24 protein-coding genes and 2 pseudogenes are annotated in these 25,107 nt (G+C 73.3%); 8 read left to right on the top strand and 18 right to left on the bottom strand.

What is annotated here, in order from left to right:
• Positions 1-3 precede the first annotated feature (3 nt).
• Together AC0666_RS20030 and AC0666_RS20025 are read right to left on the bottom strand one after the other, a co-directional pair.
• A pseudogene (locus AC0666_RS20030) lies at positions 4-3,756 on the bottom strand (nSTAND1 domain-containing NTPase); the annotation flags it as partial.
• A gap of 308 nt (positions 3,757-4,064) precedes the next feature.
• Entirely contained in the window at positions 4,065-4,430 is a 366-nt protein-coding gene (locus AC0666_RS20025; protein WP_468579938.1) for a hypothetical protein, read from the bottom strand.
• A gap of 295 nt (positions 4,431-4,725) precedes the next feature.
• Between AC0666_RS20025 and AC0666_RS20020 the strand changes: the two genes are divergently transcribed.
• A complete protein-coding gene (locus tag AC0666_RS20020) occupies positions 4,726-6,813 on the top strand; it encodes a SpoIIE family protein phosphatase (protein WP_478708046.1) in 2,088 nt (695 codons plus the stop codon).
• Positions 6,814-6,928: 115 nt separating this feature from the next.
• Positions 6,929-7,894 carry an endonuclease/exonuclease/phosphatase family protein gene (locus tag AC0666_RS20015; protein ID WP_468964792.1) on the top strand — a complete coding sequence of 322 codons (966 nt, stop codon included), beginning with the start codon at positions 6,929-6,931 and terminating at the stop codon, positions 7,892-7,894.
• Positions 7,895-7,984: 90 nt separating this feature from the next.
• On the opposite strand, the gene AC0666_RS20010 is transcribed toward AC0666_RS20015, so the two are convergent.
• A complete protein-coding gene (locus tag AC0666_RS20010) occupies positions 7,985-8,482 on the bottom strand; it encodes a nuclear transport factor 2 family protein (RefSeq protein WP_478708045.1) in 498 nt (165 codons plus the stop codon).
• A 72-nt stretch (positions 8,483-8,554) separates the two neighbouring features.
• On the opposite strand from AC0666_RS20010, the gene AC0666_RS20005 reads away from it, so the two are divergent.
• A complete protein-coding gene (locus tag AC0666_RS20005) occupies positions 8,555-9,124 on the top strand; it encodes a PadR family transcriptional regulator (protein ID WP_468964796.1) in 570 nt (189 codons plus the stop codon).
• The gene (locus AC0666_RS20000; RefSeq protein ID WP_468579944.1) at positions 9,111-9,911 is read left to right on the top strand and encodes an SGNH/GDSL hydrolase family protein; all 801 of its coding nucleotides are present in this window, start codon (positions 9,111-9,113) and stop codon (positions 9,909-9,911) included. The genes AC0666_RS20005 and AC0666_RS20000 overlap by 14 nt, the downstream gene beginning before the upstream one ends.
• On the opposite strand, the gene AC0666_RS19995 is transcribed toward AC0666_RS20000, so the two are convergent.
• From AC0666_RS19995 to AC0666_RS19975, 5 genes are all read right to left on the bottom strand, one after another.
• Entirely contained in the window at positions 9,901-11,121 is a 1,221-nt protein-coding gene (locus AC0666_RS19995) for a low temperature requirement protein A (protein WP_478708044.1), read from the bottom strand. The two genes, AC0666_RS20000 and AC0666_RS19995, sit on opposite strands and share 11 nt — an antisense overlap.
• 116 nt (positions 11,122-11,237) lie before the next feature.
• A complete protein-coding gene (locus AC0666_RS19990; RefSeq protein WP_478708043.1) occupies positions 11,238-13,310 on the bottom strand; it encodes a hypothetical protein in 2,073 nt (690 codons plus the stop codon).
• Between the two features lie 3 nt (positions 13,311-13,313).
• Positions 13,314-14,066 carry a hypothetical protein gene (locus AC0666_RS19985; protein ID WP_468964801.1) on the bottom strand — a complete coding sequence of 251 codons (753 nt, stop codon included), beginning with the start codon at positions 14,064-14,066 and terminating at the stop codon, positions 13,314-13,316.
• Positions 14,067-14,115: 49 nt separating this feature from the next.
• On the bottom strand, positions 14,116-14,418 hold the full coding sequence (locus AC0666_RS19980) for a hypothetical protein (protein WP_468579949.1): 303 nt from the start codon (positions 14,416-14,418) through the stop codon (positions 14,116-14,118).
• Between the two features lie 77 nt (positions 14,419-14,495).
• The gene (locus AC0666_RS19975; RefSeq protein ID WP_468964803.1) at positions 14,496-15,194 is read right to left on the bottom strand and encodes an aspartate/glutamate racemase family protein; all 699 of its coding nucleotides are present in this window, start codon (positions 15,192-15,194) and stop codon (positions 14,496-14,498) included.
• Between the two features lie 172 nt (positions 15,195-15,366).
• Between AC0666_RS19975 and AC0666_RS19970 the strand changes: the two genes are divergently transcribed.
• Together AC0666_RS19970 and AC0666_RS19965 are read left to right on the top strand one after the other, a co-directional pair.
• Positions 15,367-15,840 (top strand): hemerythrin domain-containing protein, encoded by a 474-nt coding sequence (locus AC0666_RS19970; RefSeq protein WP_468964805.1) that lies wholly within the window; start codon positions 15,367-15,369, stop codon positions 15,838-15,840.
• Positions 15,841-15,902: 62 nt separating this feature from the next.
• Entirely contained in the window at positions 15,903-16,460 is a 558-nt protein-coding gene (locus AC0666_RS19965; protein WP_468964807.1) for a cysteine hydrolase family protein, read from the top strand.
• Here the strand turns inward: AC0666_RS19965 and AC0666_RS19960 are convergent.
• The 3 genes from AC0666_RS19960 to AC0666_RS19950 form a co-directional block, all read right to left on the bottom strand.
• Positions 16,448-16,891, bottom strand: coding sequence for a flavin reductase family protein (locus AC0666_RS19960; protein WP_468580430.1), 444 nt, complete (start codon positions 16,889-16,891; stop codon positions 16,448-16,450). The two genes, AC0666_RS19965 and AC0666_RS19960, sit on opposite strands and share 13 nt — an antisense overlap.
• Before the next feature lie 366 nt (positions 16,892-17,257).
• Positions 17,258-17,755, bottom strand: coding sequence for a DUF6328 family protein (locus AC0666_RS19955; protein ID WP_468964809.1), 498 nt, complete (start codon positions 17,753-17,755; stop codon positions 17,258-17,260).
• A 122-nt stretch (positions 17,756-17,877) separates the two neighbouring features.
• A complete protein-coding gene (locus AC0666_RS19950) occupies positions 17,878-18,051 on the bottom strand; it encodes a CsbD family protein (protein ID WP_356851217.1) in 174 nt (57 codons plus the stop codon).
• Positions 18,052-18,203: 152 nt separating this feature from the next.
• Between AC0666_RS19950 and AC0666_RS19945 the strand changes: the two genes are divergently transcribed.
• Positions 18,204-18,464, top strand: a complete 261-nt coding sequence (locus AC0666_RS19945) for a CDGSH iron-sulfur domain-containing protein (RefSeq protein ID WP_478708042.1) — start codon at positions 18,204-18,206, stop codon at positions 18,462-18,464.
• On the opposite strand, the gene AC0666_RS19940 is transcribed toward AC0666_RS19945, so the two are convergent.
• The 4 genes from AC0666_RS19940 to AC0666_RS19925 all read right to left on the bottom strand — a co-directional run bounded on the left by AC0666_RS19940 (position 18,454) and on the right by AC0666_RS19925 (position 21,466).
• On the bottom strand, positions 18,454-19,638 hold the full coding sequence (locus AC0666_RS19940; RefSeq protein WP_468964814.1) for an alcohol dehydrogenase catalytic domain-containing protein: 1,185 nt from the start codon (positions 19,636-19,638) through the stop codon (positions 18,454-18,456). The two genes, AC0666_RS19945 and AC0666_RS19940, sit on opposite strands and share 11 nt — an antisense overlap.
• A gap of 105 nt (positions 19,639-19,743) precedes the next feature.
• Positions 19,744-20,526, bottom strand: coding sequence for a metallophosphoesterase family protein (locus AC0666_RS19935; protein WP_468579959.1), 783 nt, complete (start codon positions 20,524-20,526; stop codon positions 19,744-19,746).
• Positions 20,523-20,777 (bottom strand): hypothetical protein, encoded by a 255-nt coding sequence (locus tag AC0666_RS19930; RefSeq protein ID WP_468579960.1) that lies wholly within the window; start codon positions 20,775-20,777, stop codon positions 20,523-20,525. Before AC0666_RS19930 ends, AC0666_RS19935 begins: the two co-directional genes overlap by 4 nt.
• Complete coding sequence (locus AC0666_RS19925; RefSeq protein WP_468965425.1) at positions 20,774-21,466, bottom strand: nucleotidyltransferase family protein; 693 nt, start codon at positions 21,464-21,466, stop codon at positions 20,774-20,776. Before AC0666_RS19925 ends, AC0666_RS19930 begins: the two co-directional genes overlap by 4 nt.
• Before the next feature lie 42 nt (positions 21,467-21,508).
• Here AC0666_RS19925 and AC0666_RS19920 point away from each other — a divergent pair, with 42 nt between their 5' ends.
• Positions 21,509-22,780 carry a cytochrome P450 gene (locus tag AC0666_RS19920; protein WP_478708041.1) on the top strand — a complete coding sequence of 424 codons (1,272 nt, stop codon included), beginning with the start codon at positions 21,509-21,511 and terminating at the stop codon, positions 22,778-22,780.
• An 86-nt stretch (positions 22,781-22,866) separates the two neighbouring features.
• On the opposite strand, the gene AC0666_RS19915 is transcribed toward AC0666_RS19920, so the two are convergent.
• From AC0666_RS19915 to AC0666_RS19905, 3 genes and pseudogenes are all read right to left on the bottom strand, one after another.
• Positions 22,867-23,871, bottom strand: a complete 1,005-nt coding sequence (locus AC0666_RS19915) for an iron-containing redox enzyme family protein (RefSeq protein WP_468964819.1) — start codon at positions 23,869-23,871, stop codon at positions 22,867-22,869.
• Positions 23,868-24,605 (bottom strand): HemK2/MTQ2 family protein methyltransferase, encoded by a 738-nt coding sequence (locus AC0666_RS19910; RefSeq protein WP_468964821.1) that lies wholly within the window; start codon positions 24,603-24,605, stop codon positions 23,868-23,870. Before AC0666_RS19910 ends, AC0666_RS19915 begins: the two co-directional genes overlap by 4 nt.
• Positions 24,606-24,613: 8 nt before the next feature.
• Positions 24,614-24,862 (bottom strand): annotated as a pseudogene (locus AC0666_RS19905) (thiamine pyrophosphate-requiring protein); the annotation flags it as partial.
• Between the last annotated feature and the right edge of the window lie 245 nt (positions 24,863-25,107).

Here is a 25,107-nt window from a genome sequence, read left to right as displayed (position 1 = left end):
CCGTCACGGCATCCGCGCCAACCGCGCGCGCACGTCCGGATCCCACAGCCGCACCGTGCCGTCGTTGCTGCTGGAGGCGAGCGTCCGCCCGTCGGGGGAGAAGACCACGCCCCCCACCGCGTTCGCATGACCACTCAGGGCGGCCCACAGCCGGCGCCCGGGCACGTCCCACAGCCGGACCGTACGGTCGGAGCCGCTGCTGGCCAGCGTGCGTCCGTCGGGGGAGAAGGCGATGCCGCGGACGGAACCGGCGTGGCCGGACAGCACCGCGACGGTGGCGTGCCGTCCGGCGTCCCACAGGCGTACGGTGCCGTCGTTGCCGCTGCTCGCCACCGTGCGCCCGTCCGGGCTGAACGCGACGGCGCGCACCGCTCCGGCGTGACCGGTGAGCGTGGCCAGCGGGCGGCGGCCCGCAACGTCCCACAGCCGTACGGTCAGATCGTCACCCGCGCTGGCCAGGGTGCGCCCGTCCGGACCGAACGCCACGTCGTTCGCGAAGTCCGTATGCCCCGTCAGGACGGCGAGCGGGGCGCGCGCCGCGACGTCCCACAGCCGTACCGTCCGGTCCGAGCCGGCCGATGCCAGCGTCCGCCCGTCCGGGGAGAACGCCACCGAGAACACGATGCCGCCGTGACCGGCCAGCGTGGCGAGCGCGCGGCGGGAGCCGACGTCCCACAGCCGCACCGTGCCGTCGGAACCGGCCGAGGCCAGGGTCCGCCCGTCGGGCGCGAACGCCACCGCGTACACGCTCCCGGTGTGGCCGGTGAACGCCGCCACCGGCCGGCGGGCGGCCACGTCCCACACCAGCACGGTGTGGTCGGCGTCCGCGGTGGCCAGCAGCCTGCCGTCCGGACCGTAGGCGGCGTGCCACACCTCCGTGAACGGACGGGGGGTCAGCACCGGCCCGCGCAGGTCCCACAGCACCACGGACTGGTCGAAGGCGGCGGTGGCCAGCGTCGCACCGTCACCGGTCACCGCGACGGCGAGCACGTAGTCGCCGTGCCCGGAGAGCGTCGCGGTCGTCCGGCCGCCCTGCACGTCCCACAGCCGGGTGGTGCCGTCGCCGCTCGCGCTGACGAGCGTGCTGCCGTCCGGGGTGTAGGTGACGGCGTTGATGTCGTCGTTGTGTCCGGTGAGCGTGGCCGTCGTCCGGAGTCCGGCGACGTCCCACAGGCGTACGGTCCGGTCGACGCCCCCACTGGCCACCGTCCGCCCGTCGGGCGAGTAGGCCACCCCCAACACCTCCCCGGCATGCCCTTCCAGCACGCCGAGCGCCGCGCCCCGCACCACGTCCCACAGCCGTACGGTCTGGTCGGCTCCGGCCGAGACCAGCGTGCGGCCGTCGGGAGCGAAGGCCAGCGAGTCGACCCTGCCGGTGTGGCCGACGAGAGCGGTGTCCGGCTGCGGGCCGCCCGCGGGATCCCGCAGCCGGACCGTCCCGTCGGCTCCCGCCACGGCGACGGCCCGCCCGTCCGGGGCGAAGGCCACGGCCCGGGCGTCCGCGGTGTCGGGGGAGAGCACCGCGACCGGGCGCCCTTCCGCGGAGAACAGCCGTACCGGGCCGTCCGTGGAGGTCGCCGCGAGCAGCCGCCCGTCCGGGCTGAACGCGACCGAGCGCACCCGGCCCGGCACGGTGAGGGCCGCCGCGGTGCTCCGGTCCGCCACCCGGCGCAGCAGCACCTTCCCGTCCGAACCGCCGGACGCCAGCAACCGGCCGCCCGGCGCGAAGGCCACCGCGTTGACCGGGCCGCTGTGCCCGTCGAGCCGGGCCAGGAACGGCTGGGACTGGGTGCTCAGCAGCGCGCCGCGGGCCTCGGGCGTCGCCTGGGTGCGGTACGCCTCCTCGGCGAGCCGCATCGACGCCTCGGGCCGGCCGGCCGCCAGGGCGGCGGACTGCGCGGCCAGCGCCTGCGAGCGGGCGACGCGCTCGTGGGCGAGCGCACGCGCACGCTGCTGGAACGCCAGCCCGCCCGCGGTCAGCGCGAGCACCAGCAGCACGACCAGCATGGCCAGCATCCGCTGCTGCAACCGGACCTGACGCCGCGCCGCCGTACGCCGCGCCTCCTCCGCGGCCAGGCTCGCCCGTAGAAAGGCCTCCTCGCGCGGTCCGGGCACCCCCGCGCCGCCCTGCTCCTCCGCCCAGGACCGGGCGGCCTCCAGCCGGGCGCCCCGGTACAGCGCCGAAGGATCGCGGCCCTCACGCTCCCACGCGTCGGCGGCGTCCGCCAGCTCGCGGTGGACCAGCAGTCCGTCCCGGTCGGCGTCGATCCAGCCGCGCAGCCGCGGCCAGGCGTACAACAGGGCCTCATGGGTGATCTCGACGGTGTCGCTGTCCAAGGTGATCAGCCGGGCCCGGACGAACGCGTCGAGGGCCTCCGCGGCCCGGTCGGCGCCCGCCAGCTGCTGCAGGAGCGCGGTCCGGCTCGTCCGGCGCCGGGTCGCGCCCGCCCCGTCGGCCACATGGACGAGCGCCACCAGGATGCGGCGGATGGTCTTCTGCCCGGCCGGGTACAGGCCGGCGAACACACCCTCCGCCGTCTGCGCGATCGCCCCCCGGATCCCCCCGGTGTGCTCGTAGCCCGCCACCGTCAGGGCGGCTCCCTCGCGCCGCTGCCAGGTGGCCATCAGCGCGTGGGACACCAGCGGCAGCGCCCCCGACGGGGTGTCACCGGGCCCCGCCTCCGGGCCGGACGCCGCGCGGGGTGCCGGGTCGCGGTCCTCGCGCAGCCCCGCGTCGCGCAGCAGCAGCTGGACCAGGCCGGGTTCGAGGGTGAGTCCGGCGAGCTCCGCGGGGCGGGTGATGGCCTCGCGCAGCTCGGCCACCGACATCGGGGGCAGTACGAACAGCCCGTCGGTGAACACCGTGGCCAGTTCGGGCAGGTCCAGGCAGTTGCCGGAGAAGTCGGCCCGCACACCGAGCACCACGACGGCCGGATCCTGCCCGGCCGGCTGCGCGCCCGCGGCGGCCAGGGCGCACAGCACGCGGACGAAGCCGCGCCGCTCGTCCTCGTCGCAGCAGTGCGTGAACAGTTCCTCGAACTGGTCGACGAGCAGCACCGGCCGCCCGCCCGGACGGCCGTCCCCGGAGCGGGCGCGGACGGCTTCGAGGAGCCGCTCCGGGCGCTCGCGCAGCTCGCGTACGGAGATGCCGAGCTCGCCTCCCAGCACCTTCGCGGTGCAGTCCAGCAGCTCCTGTAGCGGATGCGCGGTGGGCGTGAACCGTACGACGGGCCAGCTGCCGGCGCCGGGCATCGGGAAGCCGCCGCTGCGCCGCAGAGCCGGTACGAGACCGGCGCTGAGGAGGGAGGACTTGCCGGCGCCGGAGCGGCCGACGACCACCAGGGGTCCGCTGCCGATCCGTTCGAAGACCCGCTCGACGAGGGCGGCCGTCACCCGGTCACGGCCGAAGAACCAGGCGGCGTCCTGCGGGGTGAACGCCGACAGGCCGCGGTACGGGCACGCACGGTCCGACTGCCGGACGACATGGGAACCGGCCCGGTCACCGGCCGGGGCCGCTGCCCCGTCCGCACCGGATCCCGGCCGGGGCGCCGGCGGTTCGGCCTCCCGGGCCAGCCGCAGGAGCGCGCCGCCGGCCTCCAGCACCTGGTCGCAGCGGCGCGCGACATCGAGGGTGACCCGCTTCGCACCGGTCTCGATCTTGCTGAGGTAGCCCTTGCTGTAGTGCGTACGCCGCGCCAGGTCGGCGAGCGACAGGCCGCGGTGCATCCGCAGCCGTCTCAGCTGCGTGGGGAAGGAGTCCGCGGCGTCGTCGGCCGGAGCAGGCGACGGAGCCGCCGTCGGAGCAGGCGACGGAGCTGACGTCGAAGCGGGTGTGGAAGCAGATAACGCGTCCTGACGACGGGTGTCCGGTCCGCGGTCCGGGTCCCCCACGGCATCCCCCATGGCACAGCGAGCCCAGGTTGTGAGACGGAAGTCCCCAGGCTACAGCGGGGGTTGCACGGCGGAACCCGCCTTCCGCCCGGCGTGGCGGAAAACGGCGCAGAACAGCGGCTTTCCGGACCCGGTGGCGGCGGATCCGGAAAGCCGTCCGAACGGTGAAGCGGCTACGGCCGGTTGAGGGTGATCGAGTTGATCGGCCCGAGGTCCGCGTAGACGCCCGTCCCCTCGGCGATGCGGCCGCCGCAGCCCACGCCGTTGTAGCCGGTGCACAGGCTCGCGGTGGCGCCGCCGTACTGGTTGTTGAGCACCCAGTGGTTGCCGAACTGGTTGCTCAGGTTGTGGGCTCCGTAGCTGTAGAAGATCTGGCTCGGCTTGACGGCCGGGTTCTGGTTCTGCGGGTAGATGCAGACCGCCCCGTACGGACAACCGGCCCAGTCGTCGGCGGGCTTGGCGTCGGCCGCTCCGCTCAGGGCCAGGGTGGCGGCGGCCGCGGTGGCGAGCGCGGCGGCGCCGCGGATCATCTTGCGCATGGTGTCCCCCAGTGGGTCAGTGGCTCGTGCTTCGAGCTGACGGCTCCAGCTTTTCTCGCCGCATCCGGGGGGTCGACGGGTTTCCCGTTGCCCGTCCGTCCGCCGACCGGGAAACTGCCCGTGACCAGCCCGGTCCCCCGGCCGAGGGCGACGCGCCCGTCCGCGGCCCCGCCCGTGCGGCAGAACCCTGCGGCCGGGTGGGATGACGGGCAGAATTGAAGGCGCACCCTGCGCCCGCCGGCCGCGGACGCGGGACAGCCGCCGGCGCGAGCCCTGCGCGAAAGGGGTCCATCGGATGCCACCGGACCGGCTGGGGGGCGAGGCGGAGCCCGGCCCGATCCGGTCGGAGCCGGGGTCCCTGCTGGAGCACGTGGTGGTGGCCGTCTTCGGCATCGACGACGAGAACCGGGTCTGCTACTGGGGTCCCGGCGCGCAGAGCCTCTTCGGCCACCCGGCCGAGGCGGTGCTGGGCCGCCCCGCGGCCCTCCTCTTCCCCCGCGCGGAGCCGGATGCGGCCGGGGCCGGCGGCGCGGCGGCCCGGCTCGGGGAACGGGCCCGTACGCTCGGCTACTGGCGGGTACGACTGTCCGCCCTGCACCGGGACGGCACCGTCTTCGACTGCGGGTTCCGGGTCTTCCCGGTGCAGGGGAGCTCCGGCGCCTCCGTGGTCATGGGCCTGGCGAGCCGGGGCGACGAGCTCGACCGGGTGAAGACCAACCTCGTCTTCCTCGACGCGCTCTTCGAGACCTGCCCGATCGGCCTCGTCATGGTCGACGAGGAACTGCGCTACGTCCACCTCAACCAGGCGTTGGCCGACATGGACGGGGTCCCCCTCGCGCAGCACCTCGGCCGCCCCATGTCCGAGATCATGATCACCTCCGACGGCGGCGAGTACCAGCGCATGCTGCGCGCCGTCGTGGAGGAGGGCCGCACCGTCGTCGGCGCGCTCGTCGGGCTGCGCACCCCGGGCCACCCCGACCGCGACCAGGTGCGCTCGGTGAGCTTCTTCCCGCTGAGCGGCGCCGGGGACACCCGGCGCGGGGCGGGCGGGCTGCTCGTGGACGTGACCGACCGCGAGCAGGCCATCCTGGAGGCCACGGCCGCCCGGCAGCGGCTCGCCCTGCTGGACCGGGCCGCCGCCCGCATCGGCACCACCCTGGACCTGGGCCTCACCGCCCAGGAGCTGGTCGACGCGGTGCTGCCGGACTTCTGCGACGGCTGCGTCGTGGAGCTCGTGGAGTGGATGGACGAGACCGCGGCCTTCGACCCCGCCCTCCCGCTCGTCACCCGCCGGATCGCCTCCGGCACGACACTCTCCGCGGCCGCCGTCGAACTCGTCAGCGGCCTGGACGAGGTGACGTACCCGCCGGGATCCAGCATCCACCAGATGCTGGCGACGAACCGCCCGCTGTGCGTGCCGGTGGACGAGGACTTCATGACCCGGACGGTCATCCACCAGCAGCGGGCGCAGCTCCTGGTCGACAGCGGTCTGACCTCCATCCTCATCGCCCCGCTCATCGCCCGCGGCACCGTCCAGGGCATCACCATGTTCGGCCGCGCGGCCGGCCGGCCGCCCTTCGCCGAGGAGGACCTCAGCCTCGCGGGGGAACTGGCCTCCCGCGCCGCCCTGTGCCTGGACAACGCACGGCTCTACAACCGCGTCCAGGACATCGCGCTCACCCTCCAGCGCGCCCTGCTGCCCAGCGCCCCCGCGGCAGGCCCGAACGTGGACATCGCGCACCGCTACCTGCCGGGAAGCCGGGTCACCGAGGTCGGCGGCGACTGGTACGACGCGATCACCCTGCCCGGCGGGCGGGTGGCCCTCGTCGTCGGCGACGTGATGGGCCACGGAGTCCTTGCCGCGGCGGCGATGGGCCGGCTCCGGATCACCGCGAAGACGCTGGCCCGGCACACCCCCGACCCCGAGGTGGTCCTCGCCGAGCTCGACGCCTGCGCCCAGGAGGCCGGCATCGAGTGGGCGACCTGCCTCTACCTCGTCTACGACCCGGCCACGGGCCGCGCCCGCATCGGCAACGCGGGCCACCCCCCGCCCCTGGTACGCCACCCCGACGGCACGGTCCGGACCGTCGACGAGGTGCTCGGCGTCCCGCTCGGGGTGGGCGGCGTACCGTTTCGCTCCATCGAGGTCGACCTGCCGGACGGTGCCACGGTGGCCCTCTACACCGACGGCCTCGTCGAAGCCCGCGGCGCGGACATCGACACCGGCATGGGCGCCCTGCGCGATCAGCTCGGCACGGCCCTCGGGTCACTGGAGGAGGCGGCCGACCGGATCCTCGCCAACCTGCTGCCCGACACCGCGACCGATGACACCGTCCTCGTCCTCGCCCGCTGCCGGCGGAGCCCGCGGCCCGGCCCGGGATGAGCCGCGCCGGAACCGGACCCGGGTGCCGTGCGTCCTCGTAGCACGCGACACCGCGCAGGCGGGGGACGGTGCGCGGACGCGCAATTCACCGAACGGGCGGAGCGGGGGGCGGACGATGGACCGGAGGGACAGGGCCACTGCGCCCGGGCGGAGACGGCCCCGCGCCGGGCGGGGACGGATCCTCGCCGCGCTGGCCGGGCTGGTGGCCTGCCTGCTGCTCTTCCACGGCCTGGTGCCCAACCCGGCCGGCCGGCCGGGCAGCCTGGTGGAAACGTTCCTGCCCTGGCTGGGCCTGGCCGTCCCCGTCCTCCTCGGCTCAGCCCTGCTGCGCCGCTCGGCCGCGGCGGCGTACGCGACCCTGCTGCCCGCCGGCGTCTGGCTCGGCCTCTTCGGCGGCTTCCTGCTGCCGGGCGGGGACCGGGCGCCCGACCTCCTCGCGCTCCAGCACAACGTCAGCGACGAGAATCCGGATCCGGCGGGCACCGCGCGGGCCCTGGACGCGACCGGGGCCGACCTCATCGCCTTGGAGGAACTGACCCCTTCCGCCGTCCCTTCCTACACGGCGGCCCTGGCGGCGCACTACCCGTACCACGCCGTGGAAGGAACGGTCGGGCTCTGGTCCAAGCACCCCTTGGAGCAGGTACGTCCGGTCGACATCAGGCCGCAGGGCGTGGGCGAGGGCTGGAACCGCGGCCTGCGCGCGACCGCCCGGACCCCGCACGGGGACACGGCCGTGTACGTGGCCCACCTGCCCTCGGTGCGCCTCGGCCCGGCGCACGGCTTCCGCTCGGAGCGGCGGGACGAGAGCGCCGCCCTGCTCGGGGCCGCGATCGCCGCCGAACCGGTGGACCGGGTGATCCTGCTCGGGGACCTCAACAGCACCGTGGACGACCGGGGGCTGGACCCGGTCATGTCGCGGATGACGGCGCCCGCTCCGGACTTCGCTTTCAGCTGGCCGGCGGCCCTGCCGGTGGCGCGGATCGACCAGGTCCTGACCCGCTCGGCGACCGTCACGCGGGTGCGGACGCTGCCCGCCACCGGGAGCGACCACCTGCCGGTCACCGCCCGGGTCCGCTTCTGACCCAGGGCCCGGTCAGCAGGTGCGGACCGCCGCGGCCCGTTCCCGGAGGAGGCCGGCGAAGCGCCGCAGCCCGCTTCCGTCGCGGTCCGCTCAGGCCGGGCGGCCGGCCGCTGCGGGCGGGACCAGGCCGTCGGCGACCAGGCCGGCGAGGACCGCCACGCCCAGGGCCTGGACGGCCGACTGCGGCCGGACCATGACGGTGAACTCCTTGATGAGCCCCTTCTCGTCGAAGTGCAGCAGGTCGATGCCGTGGATCTGCTTCCCCTCCACGGTCGCCCGGAACAGCAGCACCTCCGAGGGCGCATCGGAGCCGTCGGTGCTCGTCTCGGCGGTGCCGGAGTACCGGCCGACATAGCGGAAGTCCTCGAAGGTGCGCAGCAGGACCCCGAAGAGTCCCAGCACCTGGTCCCTTCCCTCGAACGGGGTGAACTTCACCGGGCTGTAGAGGCGCACGTCCTCGGTGAACAGGGCGGCCAGGCCGGTGAGGTCGCGCTCGTCGACGGCGGCGCGGAAACGGTCTGCGGTGGTCACGGATGCTCCTTCATGGGGCCGGCTGCGGCCGGGGCCTGCTGCCCGCCGCTTAGTCATCGATGTGACTAGTCAGATTCATGAGTATGCTGTGGGGGCGGTCCCGGGACAAGGGGCGGGAAGGAGTCGGCCATGGCTTTGCGCCACGCCGTACTGGCGGCGCTGCTGGGCGAGGAACTGAGCGGCTATCAGCTGGCCAAGGCGTTCGACCTGGGTGTGGCCAACTTCTGGCACGCCCTGCCCCAGCAGGTCTACGCCGAACTGACCCGGCTGGAGAAGGACGGTCTGATCACCGGCCGGGAAGTCGTCCAGGACACCCGCCCCAACAAGCGCCTGTTCACCGTCACCGACTCCGGTCTGGCCGAACTGGAACGGTTCACGGCCGCCGAGGCCAAGCCCTCCTCGCTCCGCGACGACCTGGTCGTCATGGTCCAGGCGGCCGACCACGTCGACACCGCCGCACTGATCGCGCAGCTCACGGAGCGCGCGGCCTTCGCCCGGGCCAAGGTCCGGCTGTTCCGCAAGCTGTTGCGCGCCATGCGGGGGGAGCGCACCGAGGAGGAATTCCTGCGCGAGGGCGGGCCGGTCGGCCCTTACCTCACCTGCCTGCGCGGACTCGCCTTCGAGCAGGGCAACCAGGACTGGTGCGAGCGCGTAGCCGCCGTCCTGAGGGAGAGGGGAGAAGCCCGTGACCGACCGTGACCTGCGCTACGTCGCCCTGGGCGACAGCCAGACCGAGGGGCTCGGCGACGGGGACGACACCGCGGGCCTGCGCGGCTGGGCCGACCGGCTCGCCGAGCACCTCGCCCGGCACCACCCCGGGACCACGTACGCCAACCTGGCCGTACGGGGGCGCCTGGCCGGCCAGGTGCGGGCCGAACAGCTCGCCCCCGCCCTGGCCCTGCGCCCGGACCTCGCCACCGTGGTCGCGGGCGTCAACGACATGCTGCGGCCCCGGTTCGACGCCGACGAGGTGGCCGGCCACCTGGAGGCGGTGTTCGCCGCCCTCACCGCCCAGGGCGCCCGCGTCGCCACCCTCACCTTTCCCGACCTCTCACGGATCACCCCGCTCGCCCGCCCGCTCGCCCCTCGGGTCACCGCCCTCAACGAGGGCATCCGCCGGGCGGCCGCCCGCCACGGCGTCCTCGTCGCCGAGACGGCACACCACCCGGTGGTCACCGACCCGCGCCTGTGGAGCCCGGACCGGCTGCACGCCGGCCCGATCGGCCACCAGCGGATCGCCGAGGCCGTCGCCGAAGCCCTCGGCCTGCCCGGCAGCGACGACTCCTGGACCCGGCCCCTGCCGGCCGCGCCCGCACAGCGCCGTCCCGGCCTGCACACGGCCGCCGCCGAACTGCGCTGGGCCGCCGCCTTCCTCGGCCCGTGGCTGGCCCGGCGCCTGCGCGGCCGCTCCTCGGGAGACCGGCGCACGGCCAAACGCCCGCACCTGCTCCCCGTACGGCCATCCGCCGAGCGCTTCACGCCGTAGGGCCGCCCCGAGGGGATCCGCCGCCCGCGCCCGCGGCCGCGGCGGTGCGGCGGCGGAGGACCTTGCGGGCGTAGAGCAGGTGGACGACGGCCTCGGCGGCCAGGAGCAGGACGACCAGCCACGGGGCCAGGTACCCGGCGAACAGGACGACGAGCAGGGGGACGCCGATACCGGGCACCGCCCAGACGGCAACGGAGGCCGGGCTGCGGCGGTAGCGCAGGGCGATGCATGCGTGCGCCGCGTGGTAGAGCGCCAGACCGCCCGCCAGCGCCCACACGGCCCCGGAGGGCAGGTGGGCGTGGCCGGCGTCCTCGACGGCGGTGGCCAGGCCCGCCGCCATGCACAGCACGGCCGCGGTCACGAAGAAGTGCAGGAAGCCGCCCACGTCCCGGGCGAGGAGGTACGCCTCGCGACCCCGGAGGGCGGCGAACATCAGCTCGGCCGATGCCGCGCCGAAGTCGAAGTACGACCACCACAGCGCGGCGAGCAGGAGGAAGCCGAGGACACCGACGACTCCCGCCCGCACGGTCCAGGCGAGGTCGGCGGAGGTCACCAGAGCGATCACGGACTCCCCGAGCACGATGATCACGAACAGTCCGACCCGCTCGACGAAGTGCCCCGTGTCCAGGCGCCCCGGGATGCCGCGGCCGCGCGCGGTGAGCAGCAGCGCCATCTCGGCGGCGATCAGCACCGCCCAGACGACGTACTGCCACGGCGCGGGCACGGCCGCGGAGGCGGCCCACAGCAGGCCCGAGGCCAGGCAGTAGGACAGCGGCCGCCAGCGCGGGACGCGCAGCGGTTCGGGGAAGCGGGTGGACGGCCACCACAGCCCGAGGAGGACGAGCCTGGTTCCCGCGTAGCCGAGGGCGTAGACGGACCCCCGGCCGGCGTCGGCGCCGGGCACCGCGGCGGCCATGGCGGCCAGGCAGAGCATGGCGAACAGCATCAGCAGCCGGCGGCGGGGGCGGTGGTCGACGAACAGGTTCGCCGACACCGTGAGGTTGATCCACATCCACCAGGGCGGGAAGTAGAGCCCCAGGAACACGGCGAAGTCCCGCAGGCCCGGGTCGCCGTGCAGCCGGTGGGAGAGCTGGGCGGCGAGCGCGACGAAGACGAGGTCGAGGAAGAGTTCGAGCCAGTCGGCGTGGCGGCTCTCCTGCTGCACGCTTTCCCGGTGCTGTGCGCCCGGCCCCGCCTGAGGTGTGCCCATGCGTCCCGCCCGGTCCGTACCGCCGCGCCCCGCGGCCTGCTGCGAATGACACAGGTATGACACCACGCGGTCCGCGTCCCCGCCTCCGGGCCGCGGGCGGGCTGCGGGGCCCGGCCTCAGTGCCTCCGCGAGGACGCGAGGAACCTGCCCCGGCCCTCCAGGTCGGCGGCCGCGGCCTCCAGGAGAGCCCGGCGCCGGGCCGTGCAGGACAGCAGTACGACGGTGGAGGCGAGACAGACGGCGAGAGCGGACAGCGAGAGGGACAGGAACACCTCCACCTGGTTGGCCGGGGCGGCGGAGGTCGCGAGCAGGGCCGCGAGCACGCTCACCGCGTAGATCACGTTGAGCCGGCGGTTCGCATAAGCGTGGATCTCCTCGTGCTGGCCGGAGGCGTGCGGGCGGCGGCTCTGGATCAACGGCTCCACCAGGACGAACGCGGTGGCCAGCCCGGGGATCAGGCTGGACCACACGTCGTGGTCGACGAGGAACGGCAGGCCCACCGCGAGCAGGCAGATGCCCAGGCAGAGCAGGTTCGCCCGGAAGACCCGGCGGATGTCCTTGCGGCGGGGCACGTAGAGCAGCTGCATCGTCGTCCGGGCGAGCCGGTGGGAGGGCGGCGCCGAGGGCCCGTCGTCCTCGCCCTCCGGGTCGCGGAAGCGGACGAGGAACTGGTCCGGCAGCCCCTCCTGAGCCTCCTCGTGCCGATCGGAGCGGGTGGTGACCGGCTCCAGCATCCAGTTCCCGTCGCTGAATCCGATACCGGCGAGTTCGACGCCCTCGGGCGCCGGCACGGTCAGGTGGTTGGGGGCTTCCGTCGGCAGGACGAGGTCCAGGTCGGCCGAGACGCCGATCAGCCCGTGGCGCTGCAGGGTGCTGCCCCCGTCGTAGCCGTACCGCAGCCGCTGGGAGGTGCCGTAGCCGGTGTCCAGCTGCGCGACCAGCGGCAGGTAGCGGGTGGCCGCCCGGATCCGGTGGCCGAGGTCGCCCTCGGTGGCCTCGGTCGCCGTCCGCAGCAGCGCCTCGACGGTCTCGTGCTGGCGGCTGCGCAGGGCCGCACTGAGGGAGTGGGAGATCTCCGTGCTCGCGCTCTCGTCCGAGAGCCAGTAGGAGACGGCGTTGGCGATGTACGCCTGGACCTCGATCCGCTTGAGCGAGGGCACCACCCCGCCGTTCGCGTCCCGGACGTCGAGCCGGTCGAGGTCGTCCCCCGCGTCCCAGGGGAAGATGTCCACCACGGCGTGGCTGGTCGGCTCGCCGGTGGCCTGCATGTAGAGGGTCGAGGTGATCGCGTGGTGCGCCTTGTGCCGGCCGACCAGCTCCACCACGTGGTCGCGGCGCATGACGGTGTGCGGGAAGTGGGCGAACTCCTCCGCGATGGAGAGGCTGGTGGAGATCTCCGGCGTGCCCCGCCGCTCGACACCCCGCACGGCGCCCGGGACCAGCGCCGCGCTCAGCGTCGGGGCGGGCGCCAGGCGCTCGCTGTAGTACGTGACCAGGTCTCGGGCGAGCCGGTGGATCCGGGCGGCGGCCAGGTCCCGGGGAGGCCGGGTCCCGGCCAGCAGACCGTCCAGGTCGACGATCGTGCGGTCCTCCACCCCCGAGGCGGCCAGGATCAGCGCGACCGCCCGTACGACCTGCGCCAGGGAGGACAGTTCGCGCCACCCTGCGTCCATAGCGCCACGGCCTTGCGGCGCGGCCTTGAGGGCTTCGGTCGCCGCCCGACTCGCGGCCTCCGGATGTCCCGCGAGCAGGGCCGTGTGGGAGAAGGCGGCCAGCCGGTTCAGGGCGCTGCCCGGGCCGGCCCAGGCCATGTGCCGGATCTGGGCCACGTACCAGCCGACCCTGTCGCTGTGGAAGGGGTCCAGGGGCTGGTGGTAGTACGCGGCGGCCAGCCGGTGCGCGCGTCTGAGCGTCGGGGTCCCCTCCTCGCCGAGCCGGTCGACCAGGTCCTTGCGCAGCAGGGGCCGGACCCGGAACTCCTCGGTGGCTGCTAGCGGTCGGGCTTCGACCATCGCCAGCCCGAGCAGGACGGCGGTGTCGTCCGGGAGCCCCAGCGCCTCCGCCGTGTAGGCCACGATGGCCGGATCGAACCAGTCGTACACGCAGAGGTGTTCGAGCAGGGACCGCCGGGACGACGGGAGGGCGGCATAGGTCTCACGGATGCGGCGCAGCACGAGGTCCGGGTCCATGGGTCAGTTCTCCCGCTTGAAGTGCAACAGGAACTCCGCGATGGCGGACGGCAGTCCGCCCGAGCGGGCGTGCAGTTCCCCGGCCGCGTCCTTGAGCTCGTCGACACCGGCCAGCTCGATCCACTCGCGGACCGTCGCGGTGTCGAACGGAGGCAGGATCACGTTCTGCACGACCCCGGAGTACGGGTGGGAGAGGCCGGGGACGCTCCGCCCGGCGAGGAGCACGGTGATGCGGCGGGTCGCCAGCAGGTCCGGTACGAATCCGCCGCTGAGCCAGCCCTGCATCGGGGGCTCGCAGCGGTCGAAGGCGTCGAGCACCACGACGGGGCCGGAACCGCCGCCGGATGCCGACTCGGCCAGGCGTGCGACGATCTCGTCGCTCAGTGCGGAGGTCTGGGTCTCCCGGTCCGCGTTCACGCTGAGGGCGAGGTCGAGGTGCGACCGGTTCATCGACAGGTTCTGGAAGTTGAGGGGCGGCAGGTCCCCGTAGCGCTGTTTGAGCGCCCGGAAGGCGTCCATGGGTATGCCCTGCTCGTCCGCCTGGCGGGCGATGGAGTTGAGCACGTCCAGCATGGTCCAGGTGGTGCCCAGGTCGACGTAGCAGACGGTGCTGTCGGAGTGGCGGCGGTGCACCTCGATGAGCAGGGCGGTCTTGCCGATGCCCTCCTCGCCCTCGAAGAAGAGGGCGCGGTGGGCTGCGTCGGCGGTGATCAGGCGGTTCGCATGGGCCAGTTGCTCGGCCCGGTCCACGTGCACGTGCTCTTCCCCCCGAGGTCGGCTTCCCCTGCGTGCTGCTGAAGACCGCTCAGCCGGTGCCGGGCTCGGGGTCGTCGTCCTTGCGGACGACGATCGCGCTCTTCTTGACCTTCGAGTCGACGAGGCCGATCTTGCCGTCCTTCACGGTGCTGATCAGGGACTTCACGATCCTGGAGCGCCGGGAGTGCACGACCTGTTCGCTCGGGTTCGGCTCGTCCGCCGCCTCCACGGCGACGCTCCACAGCCGCACCCTGATCTTCTTGATCCGGTGGCGGAGGGCCCACAGGACGAAGGCCGCCGCCAGGACGACGATTCCGGCCACGGCGGCCTGCTGCCAGTTCTCGATGACCATGGTTACCCCCTGTGCCCATGTGAATGCGCCGAATGATGGCACGCCGGGGGACGGGCCGATTCCGGGCACCGGCTGTTTCAGGCCATGGAGGGCAGGGCTGCAGCCACGGCGGCTTCCGCGTGGATGCGGGCCGTGGGGAAGACGGGGACCGGGCTGTCGTCGGCCCCGATGAGCAGCTCGATCTCGGTGCAGCCGAGGATGACGCCCTCGGCCCCGTCGGCCACCAGCTGTCCGATCACCTCCCGGTAGGCGGCGCGGGACGCCTCGCGGACGAGGCCCCGGCACAACTCCTCGTAGATCACGCGGTGTACGAGCGAGCGCCCGGCCGCGCCCGGGACGCGTACGTCGAGCCCGCCCGCCGCGAGGCGCCCGCGGTAGAAGTCCTGCTCCATGGTGAAGGCGGTGCCGAGCAGGCCGACCCGGCGCAGACCCGCCGCCCGTACGGCGTCCGCGGTGGCATCGGCCAGGTGCAGCAGCGGCACCGCGATGCCGTCCTGGATGCGGTCGGCGACCTTGTGCATGGTGTTGGTGCACAACAGCACCAGTTCGGCCCCCGCCGCCTCCAGGCGCCGGCCGGCCTCCGTCAGGAGGTCACCGGCTTCCGCCCACCGGCCCTCGGCCTGGAGGTGCTCGATCTCGGCGAAGTCGACGGAATAGACCACGCAGCGGGCCGAGTGCAGGCCGCCGAGCCGTTCCCGGGTGAATTCGTTCAACAGTCGGTAGTACGCGGCGGTCGATTCCCAACTCATCCCGCCGAGCAGTCCGATGGTCTTCATGGCGTCTCCCACCCTGTCTCAGAGTCGACCCTCAGATAAGCCGTTACTTTAGCAGGATGGGTTTTTATAAGGATCTCTTTGAGGGGCTGGAGGCGGCGTGCACGGCGTCCCGGTGGGTAGGCGCCCGCCTGGAAGCACACCCACCGCCGAGCTGCAGAAGGAGAGAGCGCGCATGGACGGCATAGTGCTGCTGAAAGAGGACCACAAGACGGTGGAGAAGCTGTTCAAGCGCTTCGAGAAGGCCGACGAAGACGCGCTGGAGGAGCGGAAGGAGATCGCCGACGAGGTGATCGGCGAACTCACCACGCACGCCTGGATCGAGGAACGCATCTTCTACCCGGCAGCACGGGAGGCGGTCCCGGAGACCAAGGACCACGTCCTGGAGAGCGTCGAGGAGCACCACGTGGTGATGTGGATGCTCTCCGAGCTGAAGGGCATGGATCCGTCGGACGAGCGGCACGAAGCCAAGATGTCGGTCCTCATGGAGAACGTCCGCCACCACGTGGAGGAAGAGGAGCAGGATTGGTTCCCCCAGGTGCGCAAGGCCATGGGGCGCAACCGGCTCAAGGAGCTGGGCGAGCAGATGGAGGAAGCCAAGAAGACGGCGCCGCGGGACCCGCTGCAGGTGCCGAGCGCCGAGGAGTAGCGAAGGGGCGGAGGCGGGGAAGCCGGGGGACAGGGGGACCGGTGGACGGAAGGCGGGACGACGTGACCGGCAGCGCACTCATCGTCATCGACATGCTCAACACCTACGAGCACAAGGACGCCGAGCTGCTCCTGCCGTCCGTACGCGAGGCCCTGCCCGGCGTCGTGGCGGTCCTGGAGACGGCCCGCGAGCGCAAGATCCCCGTCATCTTCGTGAACGACAACTTCGGCCAATGGCGCTCCCACCACGGGGAGATCCTCGAAGCCGCCCTCTCGGGGTCCCACGGCGACCTGGTCAAGCCGGTCCAGCCGGACGAGGATTCCCTCTTCGTCGTCAAGGCCCGGCATTCGATCTTCTACGAGACCCCGCTGGGCTACCTCCTCGGCCAGTTGGAGGTCGGTCACCTGGTGTTGTGCGGCCAGGTGACCGAGCAGTGCGTGCTGTACTCGGCCCTGGACGCCCACATCCGGCACCTGAAGGTGACCGTCGTCGAGGACGCGGTCGCGCACATCCACGACGAGCTGGCGCAAGCCGCCCTGCGGATGATGGAAGTCAACATGGACGTGGAGATCCGCACCGCGCGCGACGCCTTCGCACCCCGGCAGGGTCAGGCGGGGTGACCGGGCTCCATATGCCTGACGTCGCGGAACCGGAGCAACTCCGGCCGGTCCGGGAGGGGCTCTGACTCCTCGATGGGCACCAGCAGGAAGCCCACGTGGTCGCCGCCTTCCAGACAGGACTCCACGCGGCCCGTGAACCAGACGCAGGCCTCGGTCAGCACCGGGCTGCCGTCCGTTCCCGGTCGCCAGGCGACCCGCTCGAACTTGTCCACGCGGTCGCCGGTCTCCCCGCCGAACAGCTCCGCCAGCGGCAGCTGGTCGCGGCGCAGCAGATGCACCGTGAGGTACGAGGCCCTGCGGGCGACGCCGAAGGTGTGGTTGGCCTTGGAGAGCCACACCATGAAACGCGGAGGATGGATCGAGCACTGCGAGGCGAAGCCCACCAGACAGCCCGACTGCTCACCGCCCGCCGCGGCCGTGACCACGTACATCGGGCCGTCGAGCACATCGGTGAAGGCATCCAGATCATGTTCCGTCACGTCAGGGCGGCTACCCCGGCCCGACGGTGTCGAACCCCGGCCGGTTGAGCCGGGCCGGCCCGGGCAGATGCGGGGCGTACGTGAGAAGCGAGGAGTCGAGGTGAGCCGTATGGAACGCACCGCCGTGAGGGCGCGCAGCACCGAGCCGGAACCGGAGGGCCCCGGACCCACCCCCGCGTCACCCGATCCGGTTCCCCGGGACCCGCAGCCTGCCGACCCCGCGCGGCGCCCGGCCGAGCCTGCGCCCGAGGCGCCCGAGCCCGAGCCGGGAACGGCGCCGGAGCCCCCGGACTGAAGCGCGGGCGGCGCCTGCGCGGTTCAGTCCTCGGAGGTGTGGCGGCTGCGGACCCACAGCGGGAGGGCGAACCAGCACAGCAGGTACCAGAGCAGCACCCCGCCCACCAGCCACGGCGCCAGGGCGTCGTGGGTGGTCACCCGCAGGATGAGGAAGAGGGCGGCGGTCAGGGTTGCCAGCAGCAGGACGATGCCGGCGAAGGTGAGCCGTGAGGCCCATACGACCGCCTGGGGCTTGATGCGGCGGCCCGAGACGATGCGGTGGAAGGCCACCGGTCCGATCAGCGCCCCGGTGGCCAGGGACCCGAGGACCACGGTGATCAGGTAGATCGTCTTGTCGGTCTCCGCGAGGCTCTGGAACTGCGTGGTGAAGGCCACGGTCAAGAGGAAGCCGAAGAGGATCTGCACCCCGGTCTGGGCCACGCGGATCTCCTGCACCAGCTCCTGCCACTGCCGGTCCGCACGCTGCTCCGCGGACTCGTTCCTGCCGTCGTCCGTCCGGACCTCGGCCCTGCCCCGCATGACGGCTCCCTTCCGCCGTGAACCAGAGGTATGCGATGCCGGTCCGGGGCGGCCCCGATGCGGGCCGCCCCGGACGGCAGTGTGCGCGTGCGCGCGTGCGCGAAGAGCGTGTGGGACCGACGTCAGTCCTTGAGCGTGTCCTTGATCTTCTCCTTGGCCTGACGGGCGTCTCCCTTGGCCTGGTCCGCTCGTCCCTCGGCGGTCATTTCCTCGTCCTTCATGGTGCGGCCGGCAGCTTCCTTCAGCTTGCCCTTGGCCTGCTCGGCCTTGGCCTTGGCCTTCTGGTCTCCAGACATCATCACTCCGCAGATGGGGAACTTCGGACGTGCAGCGTCTGACCCGTGAGCGCGGAGGTAAACGCCCCGAGCCCCGAATTCGTGCGCCACCGCGTAGCGCCGGGCGGAGCGGGTAGCCGCCCCAGCGGTGGGACCGACCCCGAGGAGGCGCGATGACGGACGAGGCGGACGAGGCCCGCGTGCACCCACCGTGCCGCGTGAGGATGGACCGGGGCGGCGAGCCGGGTCCCGTACTGGTCGACGGGCCCGTCGAGGTGGTGCTCGGCGACGGTTCGACGGCCCGCTCCGACCGCTGTGTGGTCGCGCTGTGCATGTGTGGCCGCAGCCGGATCTATCCGTGGTGCGACACCAGCCACCGCTCCCGCGGGCCGGCGAACCGGCAACAGAAGCAGCAGGTCCAGGTCACGGAGTGAGCAGCGTCTTGATCATGCCGTCTTCCTTCTGCTGGAACATCGCATAGGCCTTGGGGGCGTCCTCCAGCGGCATGGTGTGCGTGGCGAAACCGTGCACACCCAGCGGATCGGAATCACCCAGCAGCGGCAGGATGTCGTCCACCCACGCCCGTACGTTGGCCTGGCCCATCCTCAGCTGGATCTGCTTGTCGAACATCGTCAGCATCGGCATCGGGTCCGCGGCTCCGCCGTAGACGCCCGACACGGACACGGTGCCACCGCGCCGCACGACCTCGATCGCGGTGTGCAGGGCCTCCAACCGGTCGATCCCGGCCCGTTCCATCAGAGGACGGGCGAGGGCGTCCGGCAGCAGAGTGGTGAAACGCTGCGCCGCCGACGCCAACGGAGCGCCGTGCGCCTCCATCCCCACCGCGTCGATCACGGAGTCGGTGCCCCGGCCCTCGGTGAGGTCGCGGACGGCCTCGGCCAGCCCGGCTCCGTACTGCCGCAGGTCCATCGTGTGCACCCCGAACGAGGCGGCCCGCTCCAGCCGCGCCGGGACCAAGTCGACGCCCACCACCAGCTTCGCTCCCTGGTGCAGTGCGATCCTGGCCGCCATCTGGCCGATCGGCCCGAGGCCGAGCACCGTGAGCGATCCCTCCGGCGGGACGGCGGCGTACGCGACGGCCTGCCACGCCGTCGGAAGCACGTCCGACAGGTACACGAAGCGCTCGTCCGGCGGTCCCTGAGGCACCTTCACCGGAAGGGTGTCCCCGAAGGGCACGCGCAGGTACTGCGCCTGGCCGCCCGGCACCTGCCCGTACAGCTTGGTGTAGCCGAACAGCGCCGCCCCCTTCGCGTACTCCTTCACCTGGGTGGTCTCGCACTGCGACTGGAGGCCCTGGTCGCACATGAAGCACCGGCCGCAGGAGACGTTGAACGGTATGACGACCCGGTCGCCGTGGTGCAGCGTGGTGACCTCGGGACCGACCTCCTCGACGGTGCCCATGGCCTCGTGCCCGAGGATGTCACCGGGCTCCAGATAGGGCCCCATCAGGTTGTACAGGTGCAGATCGGAGCCGCAGATCCCGGTCGAGGTCACCTTCACGACGATGTCGCCCGGCTTCTCCAGCCGCGGATCCGGAACGCTCTCCACGCTCACCTTGCGTGTGCCCTGCCACGTCAACGCGCGCATCGCTATCGCCTCCAGAGGGACGGACTGCTCGGCGCCTGCCCGGACGGGCCCGCGACCATACGCGGCACTCCCGGGCAGATGTCCGGAGCGGTCGGGCCCGTCCCGTCAGCGGCCGGGCCACGCACCGTCGCCGTCGGGGCCGCCCGCCGCCGCGGCGGCCGCCCCGTCGGTGGACAGGTGGTAGACCGCGAACGCACGGTCGATGACGGGCATGGCGACGTTGCGCACCCGGATCCCGCCCGCCGTCATGCCGTGTTCGGTGCCGCGGTGGGCGTGGCCGTGGACGGCGAGGTCCGCGCCCGCTTCGTCCATCGCCTCCGCCAGGAGGTAACTGCCCAGGAAGGGGTAGATCTCCAGCGGCTCGCCCGCCAGCGTGTCCGGCACGGGCGCGAAGTGGGTCAGCGCGATGCGCACGCTGCTGCCCGCGGCGTGCAGATCGCGCAGCGACCGGCTCAGGCCCTCGGCGCAGCGCCGGGTGTAGCGGATGAAGGACTTCATCTCCGGCTCGCCGAACTCGCTGCCGCTGCGTCCGGCGAAGCCCCCGCCGAAGCCCTTCGTGCCCGCGACGCCCACCCGGGTACCGCCGATGTCGAGCATGACCCCGTCGCCTTCGAGCACATGGACCCCTGCCGCGGCCAGCTCCCGGACGACTTCCTTGTCCTGGTCGCTCTGGTAGTCGTGGTTGCCGAGCACCGCGACCACGGGCACCGGCAGCCCCGCCACCTCCCCGGCCACCACGCGGGCCTCCTGTGCCGTGCCGTGCCGGGTCAGGTCGCCGGCCAGCAGAAGCAGGTCCGCGCACTCACCGAGGGTGGCGAAGGCGGGTCGCAGCCGGCCCTCGCTGCCCGGGCCCAGGTGGATGTCGCCGACGGCCGCGACCCTGATCATGACAACTCCTCGGCCCGGCCGGGCGGATCGGCCCGGTTGACGGTCAGGTCCTCGTGCCACGCCAGCCCGGCGAGCTCCTCCCGGGCGATCCGCAGGATCTCCGCCCGGGTGTCGTCGCTGCTCACGCATCCCGAGATCAGCGTGTGCGTGCCCCTGGCCTCGATCCGCAGCCCGAGTTCGGCGACGTCCTCGCGAGCGAGGCGCTCCAGGAGATGGGCGATGCGGTACTCGATGATGTCGTCCGCCGTCATGGCGTCGCCTCCGGGCGATCGATGACCCCGAGCCGCTCCAGAAGGTAGAAGAACGCGTCCGCCAGCGGGGCCGAGCGGTGGACCCGGCCCAGCCGGTCCCAGTCGATCTGCTCGCGCAGCATCCGGGCCATCGGCAGCAGGTCCCCGAAGTCGCAATAGTGCTCGCACAGCGCGGCGAGACGGCTGTCCATGAGGTCGGTGGGCGAGAGGACGGGCATCCACACCGAGTCCACCGGCCGCAGTACGGCCCGCTCCAGCAGCTCCGTACTGACGGGCCGCCGGGCGAGCTCGAAGATGAGGTCGATCTCCTCGCCGCCGGAGCGCCCCTTGACCAGCCAGTCCTCCGGTGCCCGGCGCATCGCGATGCCGCCGTCCTCCAGCGCCTTGACGGCCGTGTCCGCGTCCTCGGGCCGGACACAGAAGTCCGTGTCGTGCTGGAAGCCGGCGGGCAGCCCGTGGGCGAAGGCGGCGACGCTGCCGGCCAGTGCGAACGGCTGCCCGGACGCCTTCAGGAGGGCGGCCACCCGCTTGGTCGTCTCCAGGATCGCCTGCGTGTGGTCCTGGGGCAGCCGACGCGTGTCATCGACCGGAAGGTCCCGCTCCGTCGGAAGTGCTGCCTTCTGCGTCATGCGGCTCGCCTTACCACTGAGACGCCCCCGAAACCTGGCGGCCGCCAAGACGCCCCGAATGCCGACGCGCGTGCGGAGCTTCCCGGCGGGTAGGCGCCCGGCATGTCCTACCCCGTGATCGACAGCACTTTTTCCCTGCTGGCCCACGGCTACGCCTGGCTGCCCGACCTGCGGCGGCGCAACGACACCCGCGGGCCGGTACGCACCCGCCTGATGGGCCGGCGCGCCGTCGTCCTGCACGGCCGGGAGGCCGTGGAGTTCTTCTACGACGAGCACCACGTGCTGCGTCAGGGCGCCCTGCCGGGGCCCGTGCTGGACACGCTCTTCGGCCGCGGCGCCGTCCACACCCTCGACGGAGCGGCCCACCGGGCCCGCAAGGCCGTGTTCGTCTCCCTGTTGATGTCCGCCGAGGGCGTCGCCGCCCTGGTGGACCGCGTGGAGAGGCACTGGCGCAGCACCATAGAGGAGAGCCGGGGCCGCGAGGCGGTGCTGTTCGACGAGGCGGCCACCGTGCTCGCCGAGGCGGTGTGCGACTGGGTCGGCCTGCCCGTCCCCGAGGACGCGGCCAGGGAGATCGCCGAGGACTGCGTGGCCATGGTCGACGGCTTCGCGACCGCCGGCCCCCGCCACTGGAAGGCCCGGCGCGCACGCGAGCGCCAGGAGCAGGCGCTGGCACGGACGATCGCGGACGTACGGGCGGGGGTACCGCACCTGGGAGGCCGTGACGCAGCCTTCGCCGTGCCCGGCCCGCACCGCACCGTACTGGAAGCGGTGGCGCACCACCGTGAGGCGGACGGCGGCCTGCCCGGGCCGCGGACCGCCGCCGTCGAACTGCTCAACATCATCCGGCCCACGGTCGCGGTCGCCTGGTTCGCCGCCTTCGCCGCACACGCCCTGCACCGCAATCCGACGCTGCGCGAGCGGCTGCGCGCGGACGACGGCGCGTACGCCCGGGCCTTCGCCCACGAGGTCCGCCGCTTCTACCCCTTCGTGCCCTTCGTGGTCGGCCTCGCCGCCGGCGACCTGGCCTTTTCGGGCCGTCGGATCCCCGAGGGCACCCTCGTCCTGCTCGACGTCTACGGCCACCACCACGATCCCGTCCTCTTCGAGCGGCCCTACCGCTTCGAGCCGGAGCGCTTCCTCGGCCGCGAGCCCGGCGCTGCCGAACTGATCGCGCAGGGCGGCGGCGACCCGCGCACCGGCCACCGCTGTCCCGGCGAGGACGTCGCCGTCGCCGTGCTGGCGGCCCTGGCCGCGGAACTCGCCCGCCTCGACCGGAGCCCGGTGCCGGGACAGGACCTCACGATCCCGCTGAACCGGATCCCCACCCGCCCCCGCAGCGGCTTCGTCCTCGGCCGCGGCCCCGCCGTCTGAGCCCGCCCGATGCCCCGCCCACCGGGACCCCGCCCACCGGCACCCCGCCCCGCCGTCCGAGAGGACCGGGGCGGGGCGCCGGTGTCTCAGGCAGCCACCGCGAGGGGCAGCCGCAGGGCGGAGTCCCCGCGCCGCCACGCGTCGAGGAGCGCGCCGCCGAGGCGGTCCTCCAGCATCGTCGTCGCCTGCGCGCCGAAGGCGACGTCGGCCGCGAGGTGCGGCTCGCACTCCAGGAGCCCGGCGATGACCTCGCGGCGTACGAGCTGCTCGTGCACGGCGTCCGCCTCCACGTGCTCGGCGTAGAAGTGCTCGGCGGCGGGCCCGGCCTCCAGGCGCCGCATGGCCGCGGCCAGTCGCCGCGATCCGGGCGAAGAGGTCACCTCCACGCAGGCGAAGTGGCCCACCAGTGCCCCGCGCAGGGCGCGGTGCAAGCCGAACAGCGACATCACGTTCGTCGTCGCCAGCGCCTGCGCAGGTGCCGCATCGAGGTAGTGGCCGTACGCGGTGTCCAGCCGGAGGTCCGCCATCAGCTCGGCGAACAGCTGCGCGTGCACCCGCTCGGCCCGGCCGGCCCCGAACTCGTCGTACTCGACGGCCATCATCGCCGCCTTCGCCCGCCCGGTCAGCCGGGGGATGACCCAGGCGTGCGGATCGGCCTCCTTCAGGTGGTACAGCGACCGCAGCGCGGCGTACTCGCGCATCTGCCACAGCTCGCCGTCGCGCTGCAGGAACCCGGAGACGCTGTCCGTGTGGTCCACCGGCTCGACCAGCAGCGCGTCGAAGACCTCCTCGACCCCGCCGTCCCGGGGCGTGTCGACGCGCAGCGCCTCCAGGAAGGGCTCCTCCAGCGTCCGGCGCAGCCGCAGCAGATCCGGATCCCACTCCCGGGTCTCGTCCACACCGGCGAAACCGCGGTAGTGCAGCTCGTAGAGCACGTACAGCGCCAGTTGCAGGTCATCGCCGTAAGGATCGGCATCCGCCGTCCGCCCGGCCGGGACCGCCGTCGCGGAGCGGCCCTCCAGGGCCGCCACGACGGCCTCGGACAGCGGGCCGCGGGGCTGCGGCAGGCGGGGCGGGGCGGGCGGACTCATCGGGTCTCCTCCGGTGTGCGCGACGTACGGGTTTCGCGGTCAGGACGGCGGCGCTCGGCGCGGATGACGACCAGTTCCTCCGTCTCCTGGCGCGGGTCGACCAGCCCCTGGCTCCTGAGCCAGGGCAACCGGGAGCGGAGCACCGGGCCGAAGGGGATGTGGTCGCGGTCCACCACCTCGGCGCCCAGGCCGGCCCGGTCGAGGGCCTCCAGGGTGGCGCCGGTGCCGCACAGCGCCGACTGCACGATCAGCAGGACGCCCTGCGGCTTCAGCAGGGCGGGCGCGGCCGCACAGATCCCGTCCACGATGCGCCGCCCGTCGTGTCCGCCGTCCCAGGAACGGGCCGGGCCGCGCCGCGGCAGCCGGTGGTCGGGGGCCGGCACGTACGGCGGGTTGCTGACCACCAGGTCGAACGGCCCCGCCGCCTCGGCCCGGTCGATGCCGCCGCGCCGCACGGTGATCGACTGCCCGGCCCGCGCCGCGTTGAGCCGGGTGGTCAGCGTGGCCCGCCAGGAGACGTCCACCGCGGTCACCCGGGCACCGCCCCGCGCCGCTCGGAGCGCGAGCGCCCCGCTCCCCGTGCCGATGTCCAGTACGTCCATGCCCGGAGCGAGTTCCGCGTCCAGGGCGCGGGCCAGCAGGTACGTGTCCTCCTGGGGTGCGTAGACCCCGGGCAGGCGCCAGAGCCGGGCGAGGTCCGGGAACCGGCTGTGGCGGTCGACTACCGTCGTCATGCGCCCACTCACCCCTTGCTCCGGCCGGGAAGGAAGTCCTGGTTTTTCGCCTTGACGCCCTGCCGGACCATGGCGCCCCGGTCGCCGTCGCCGTGGAGCACCGCCCCGGCGGTCGCCTTGACCTGGTCGGAGGTGGCGTGCGGCGGAATCGGCGGCACCGCCGGGTCGGTGCGGAAGTCGAGCACGAAGGGCCGGTTCGCGGCCAGGGCGCGGCGCCAAGCGGGCTCCACGTCCTCGGGACGTTCGATCCGGGCGCCTCCCCGGATGAACCGCGGGTGGTCCTCCGCCCGTCCCCAGGCCGCGAGCAGTCCGCTGATGCCGCCGCCCGGGTAGCCGAAGACGTGCTCCACGCCCCGCTCCCGCAGTCGGCCCAGCAGATGGTCCGAGACCCTCATGGGCACTCCCTTCGCAACCGTCCCACCCGCCCGACCAGGTGGGTTTCCTGTAGCGCGGCTAACCCGTAACAGGCGTCACAAACGCGCGGGGCCCGACCGGGCGATGG

It is taken from the genome of Streptomyces sp. NPDC043680, assembly GCF_056436685.1.
This window is presented reverse-complemented; position numbering and strand designations above follow the sequence as displayed.

Excerpts from the sequence above, each read along its gene's own strand:
- AC0666_RS20025 (WP_468579938.1), bottom strand. The coding sequence starts at position 4,430 with ATGCGCAAGATGATCCGCGGCGCCGCCGCGCTCGCCACCGCGGCCGCC.
- AC0666_RS19915 (WP_468964819.1), bottom strand. The coding sequence starts at position 23,871 with ATGAGTCCGCCCGCCCCGCCCCGCCTGCCGCAGCCCCGCGGCCCGCTG.
- AC0666_RS19980 (WP_468579949.1), bottom strand. The coding sequence starts at position 14,418 with ATGGTCATCGAGAACTGGCAGCAGGCCGCCGTGGCCGGAATCGTCGTC.
- AC0666_RS19955 (WP_468964809.1), bottom strand. The coding sequence starts at position 17,755 with ATGCGGGGCAGGGCCGAGGTCCGGACGGACGACGGCAGGAACGAGTCC.
- AC0666_RS19990 (WP_478708043.1), bottom strand. The coding sequence starts at position 13,310 with ATGGACCCGGACCTCGTGCTGCGCCGCATCCGTGAGACCTATGCCGCC.
- AC0666_RS19940 (WP_468964814.1), bottom strand. The coding sequence starts at position 19,638 with ATGCGCGCGTTGACGTGGCAGGGCACACGCAAGGTGAGCGTGGAGAGC.
- AC0666_RS19920 (WP_478708041.1), top strand. The coding sequence starts at position 21,509 with ATGTCCTACCCCGTGATCGACAGCACTTTTTCCCTGCTGGCCCACGGC.
- AC0666_RS19935 (WP_468579959.1), bottom strand. The coding sequence starts at position 20,526 with ATGATCAGGGTCGCGGCCGTCGGCGACATCCACCTGGGCCCGGGCAGC.
- AC0666_RS19945 (WP_478708042.1), top strand. The coding sequence starts at position 18,204 with ATGACGGACGAGGCGGACGAGGCCCGCGTGCACCCACCGTGCCGCGTG.
- AC0666_RS19975 (WP_468964803.1), bottom strand. The coding sequence starts at position 15,194 with ATGAAGACCATCGGACTGCTCGGCGGGATGAGTTGGGAATCGACCGCC.
- AC0666_RS19995 (WP_478708044.1), bottom strand. The coding sequence starts at position 11,121 with ATGGGCACACCTCAGGCGGGGCCGGGCGCACAGCACCGGGAAAGCGTG.
- AC0666_RS20020 (WP_478708046.1), top strand. The coding sequence starts at position 4,726 with ATGCCACCGGACCGGCTGGGGGGCGAGGCGGAGCCCGGCCCGATCCGG.
- AC0666_RS19970 (WP_468964805.1), top strand. The coding sequence starts at position 15,367 with ATGGACGGCATAGTGCTGCTGAAAGAGGACCACAAGACGGTGGAGAAG.
- AC0666_RS19930 (WP_468579960.1), bottom strand. The coding sequence starts at position 20,777 with ATGACGGCGGACGACATCATCGAGTACCGCATCGCCCATCTCCTGGAG.
- AC0666_RS19960 (WP_468580430.1), bottom strand. The coding sequence starts at position 16,891 with ATGTACGTGGTCACGGCCGCGGCGGGCGGTGAGCAGTCGGGCTGTCTG.
- AC0666_RS20010 (WP_478708045.1), bottom strand. The coding sequence starts at position 8,482 with ATGACTAAGCGGCGGGCAGCAGGCCCCGGCCGCAGCCGGCCCCATGAA.
- AC0666_RS20005 (WP_468964796.1), top strand. The coding sequence starts at position 8,555 with ATGGCTTTGCGCCACGCCGTACTGGCGGCGCTGCTGGGCGAGGAACTG.
- AC0666_RS20015 (WP_468964792.1), top strand. The coding sequence starts at position 6,929 with ATGGACCGGAGGGACAGGGCCACTGCGCCCGGGCGGAGACGGCCCCGC.
- AC0666_RS19950 (WP_356851217.1), bottom strand. The coding sequence starts at position 18,051 with ATGTCTGGAGACCAGAAGGCCAAGGCCAAGGCCGAGCAGGCCAAGGGC.
- AC0666_RS19910 (WP_468964821.1), bottom strand. The coding sequence starts at position 24,605 with ATGACGACGGTAGTCGACCGCCACAGCCGGTTCCCGGACCTCGCCCGG.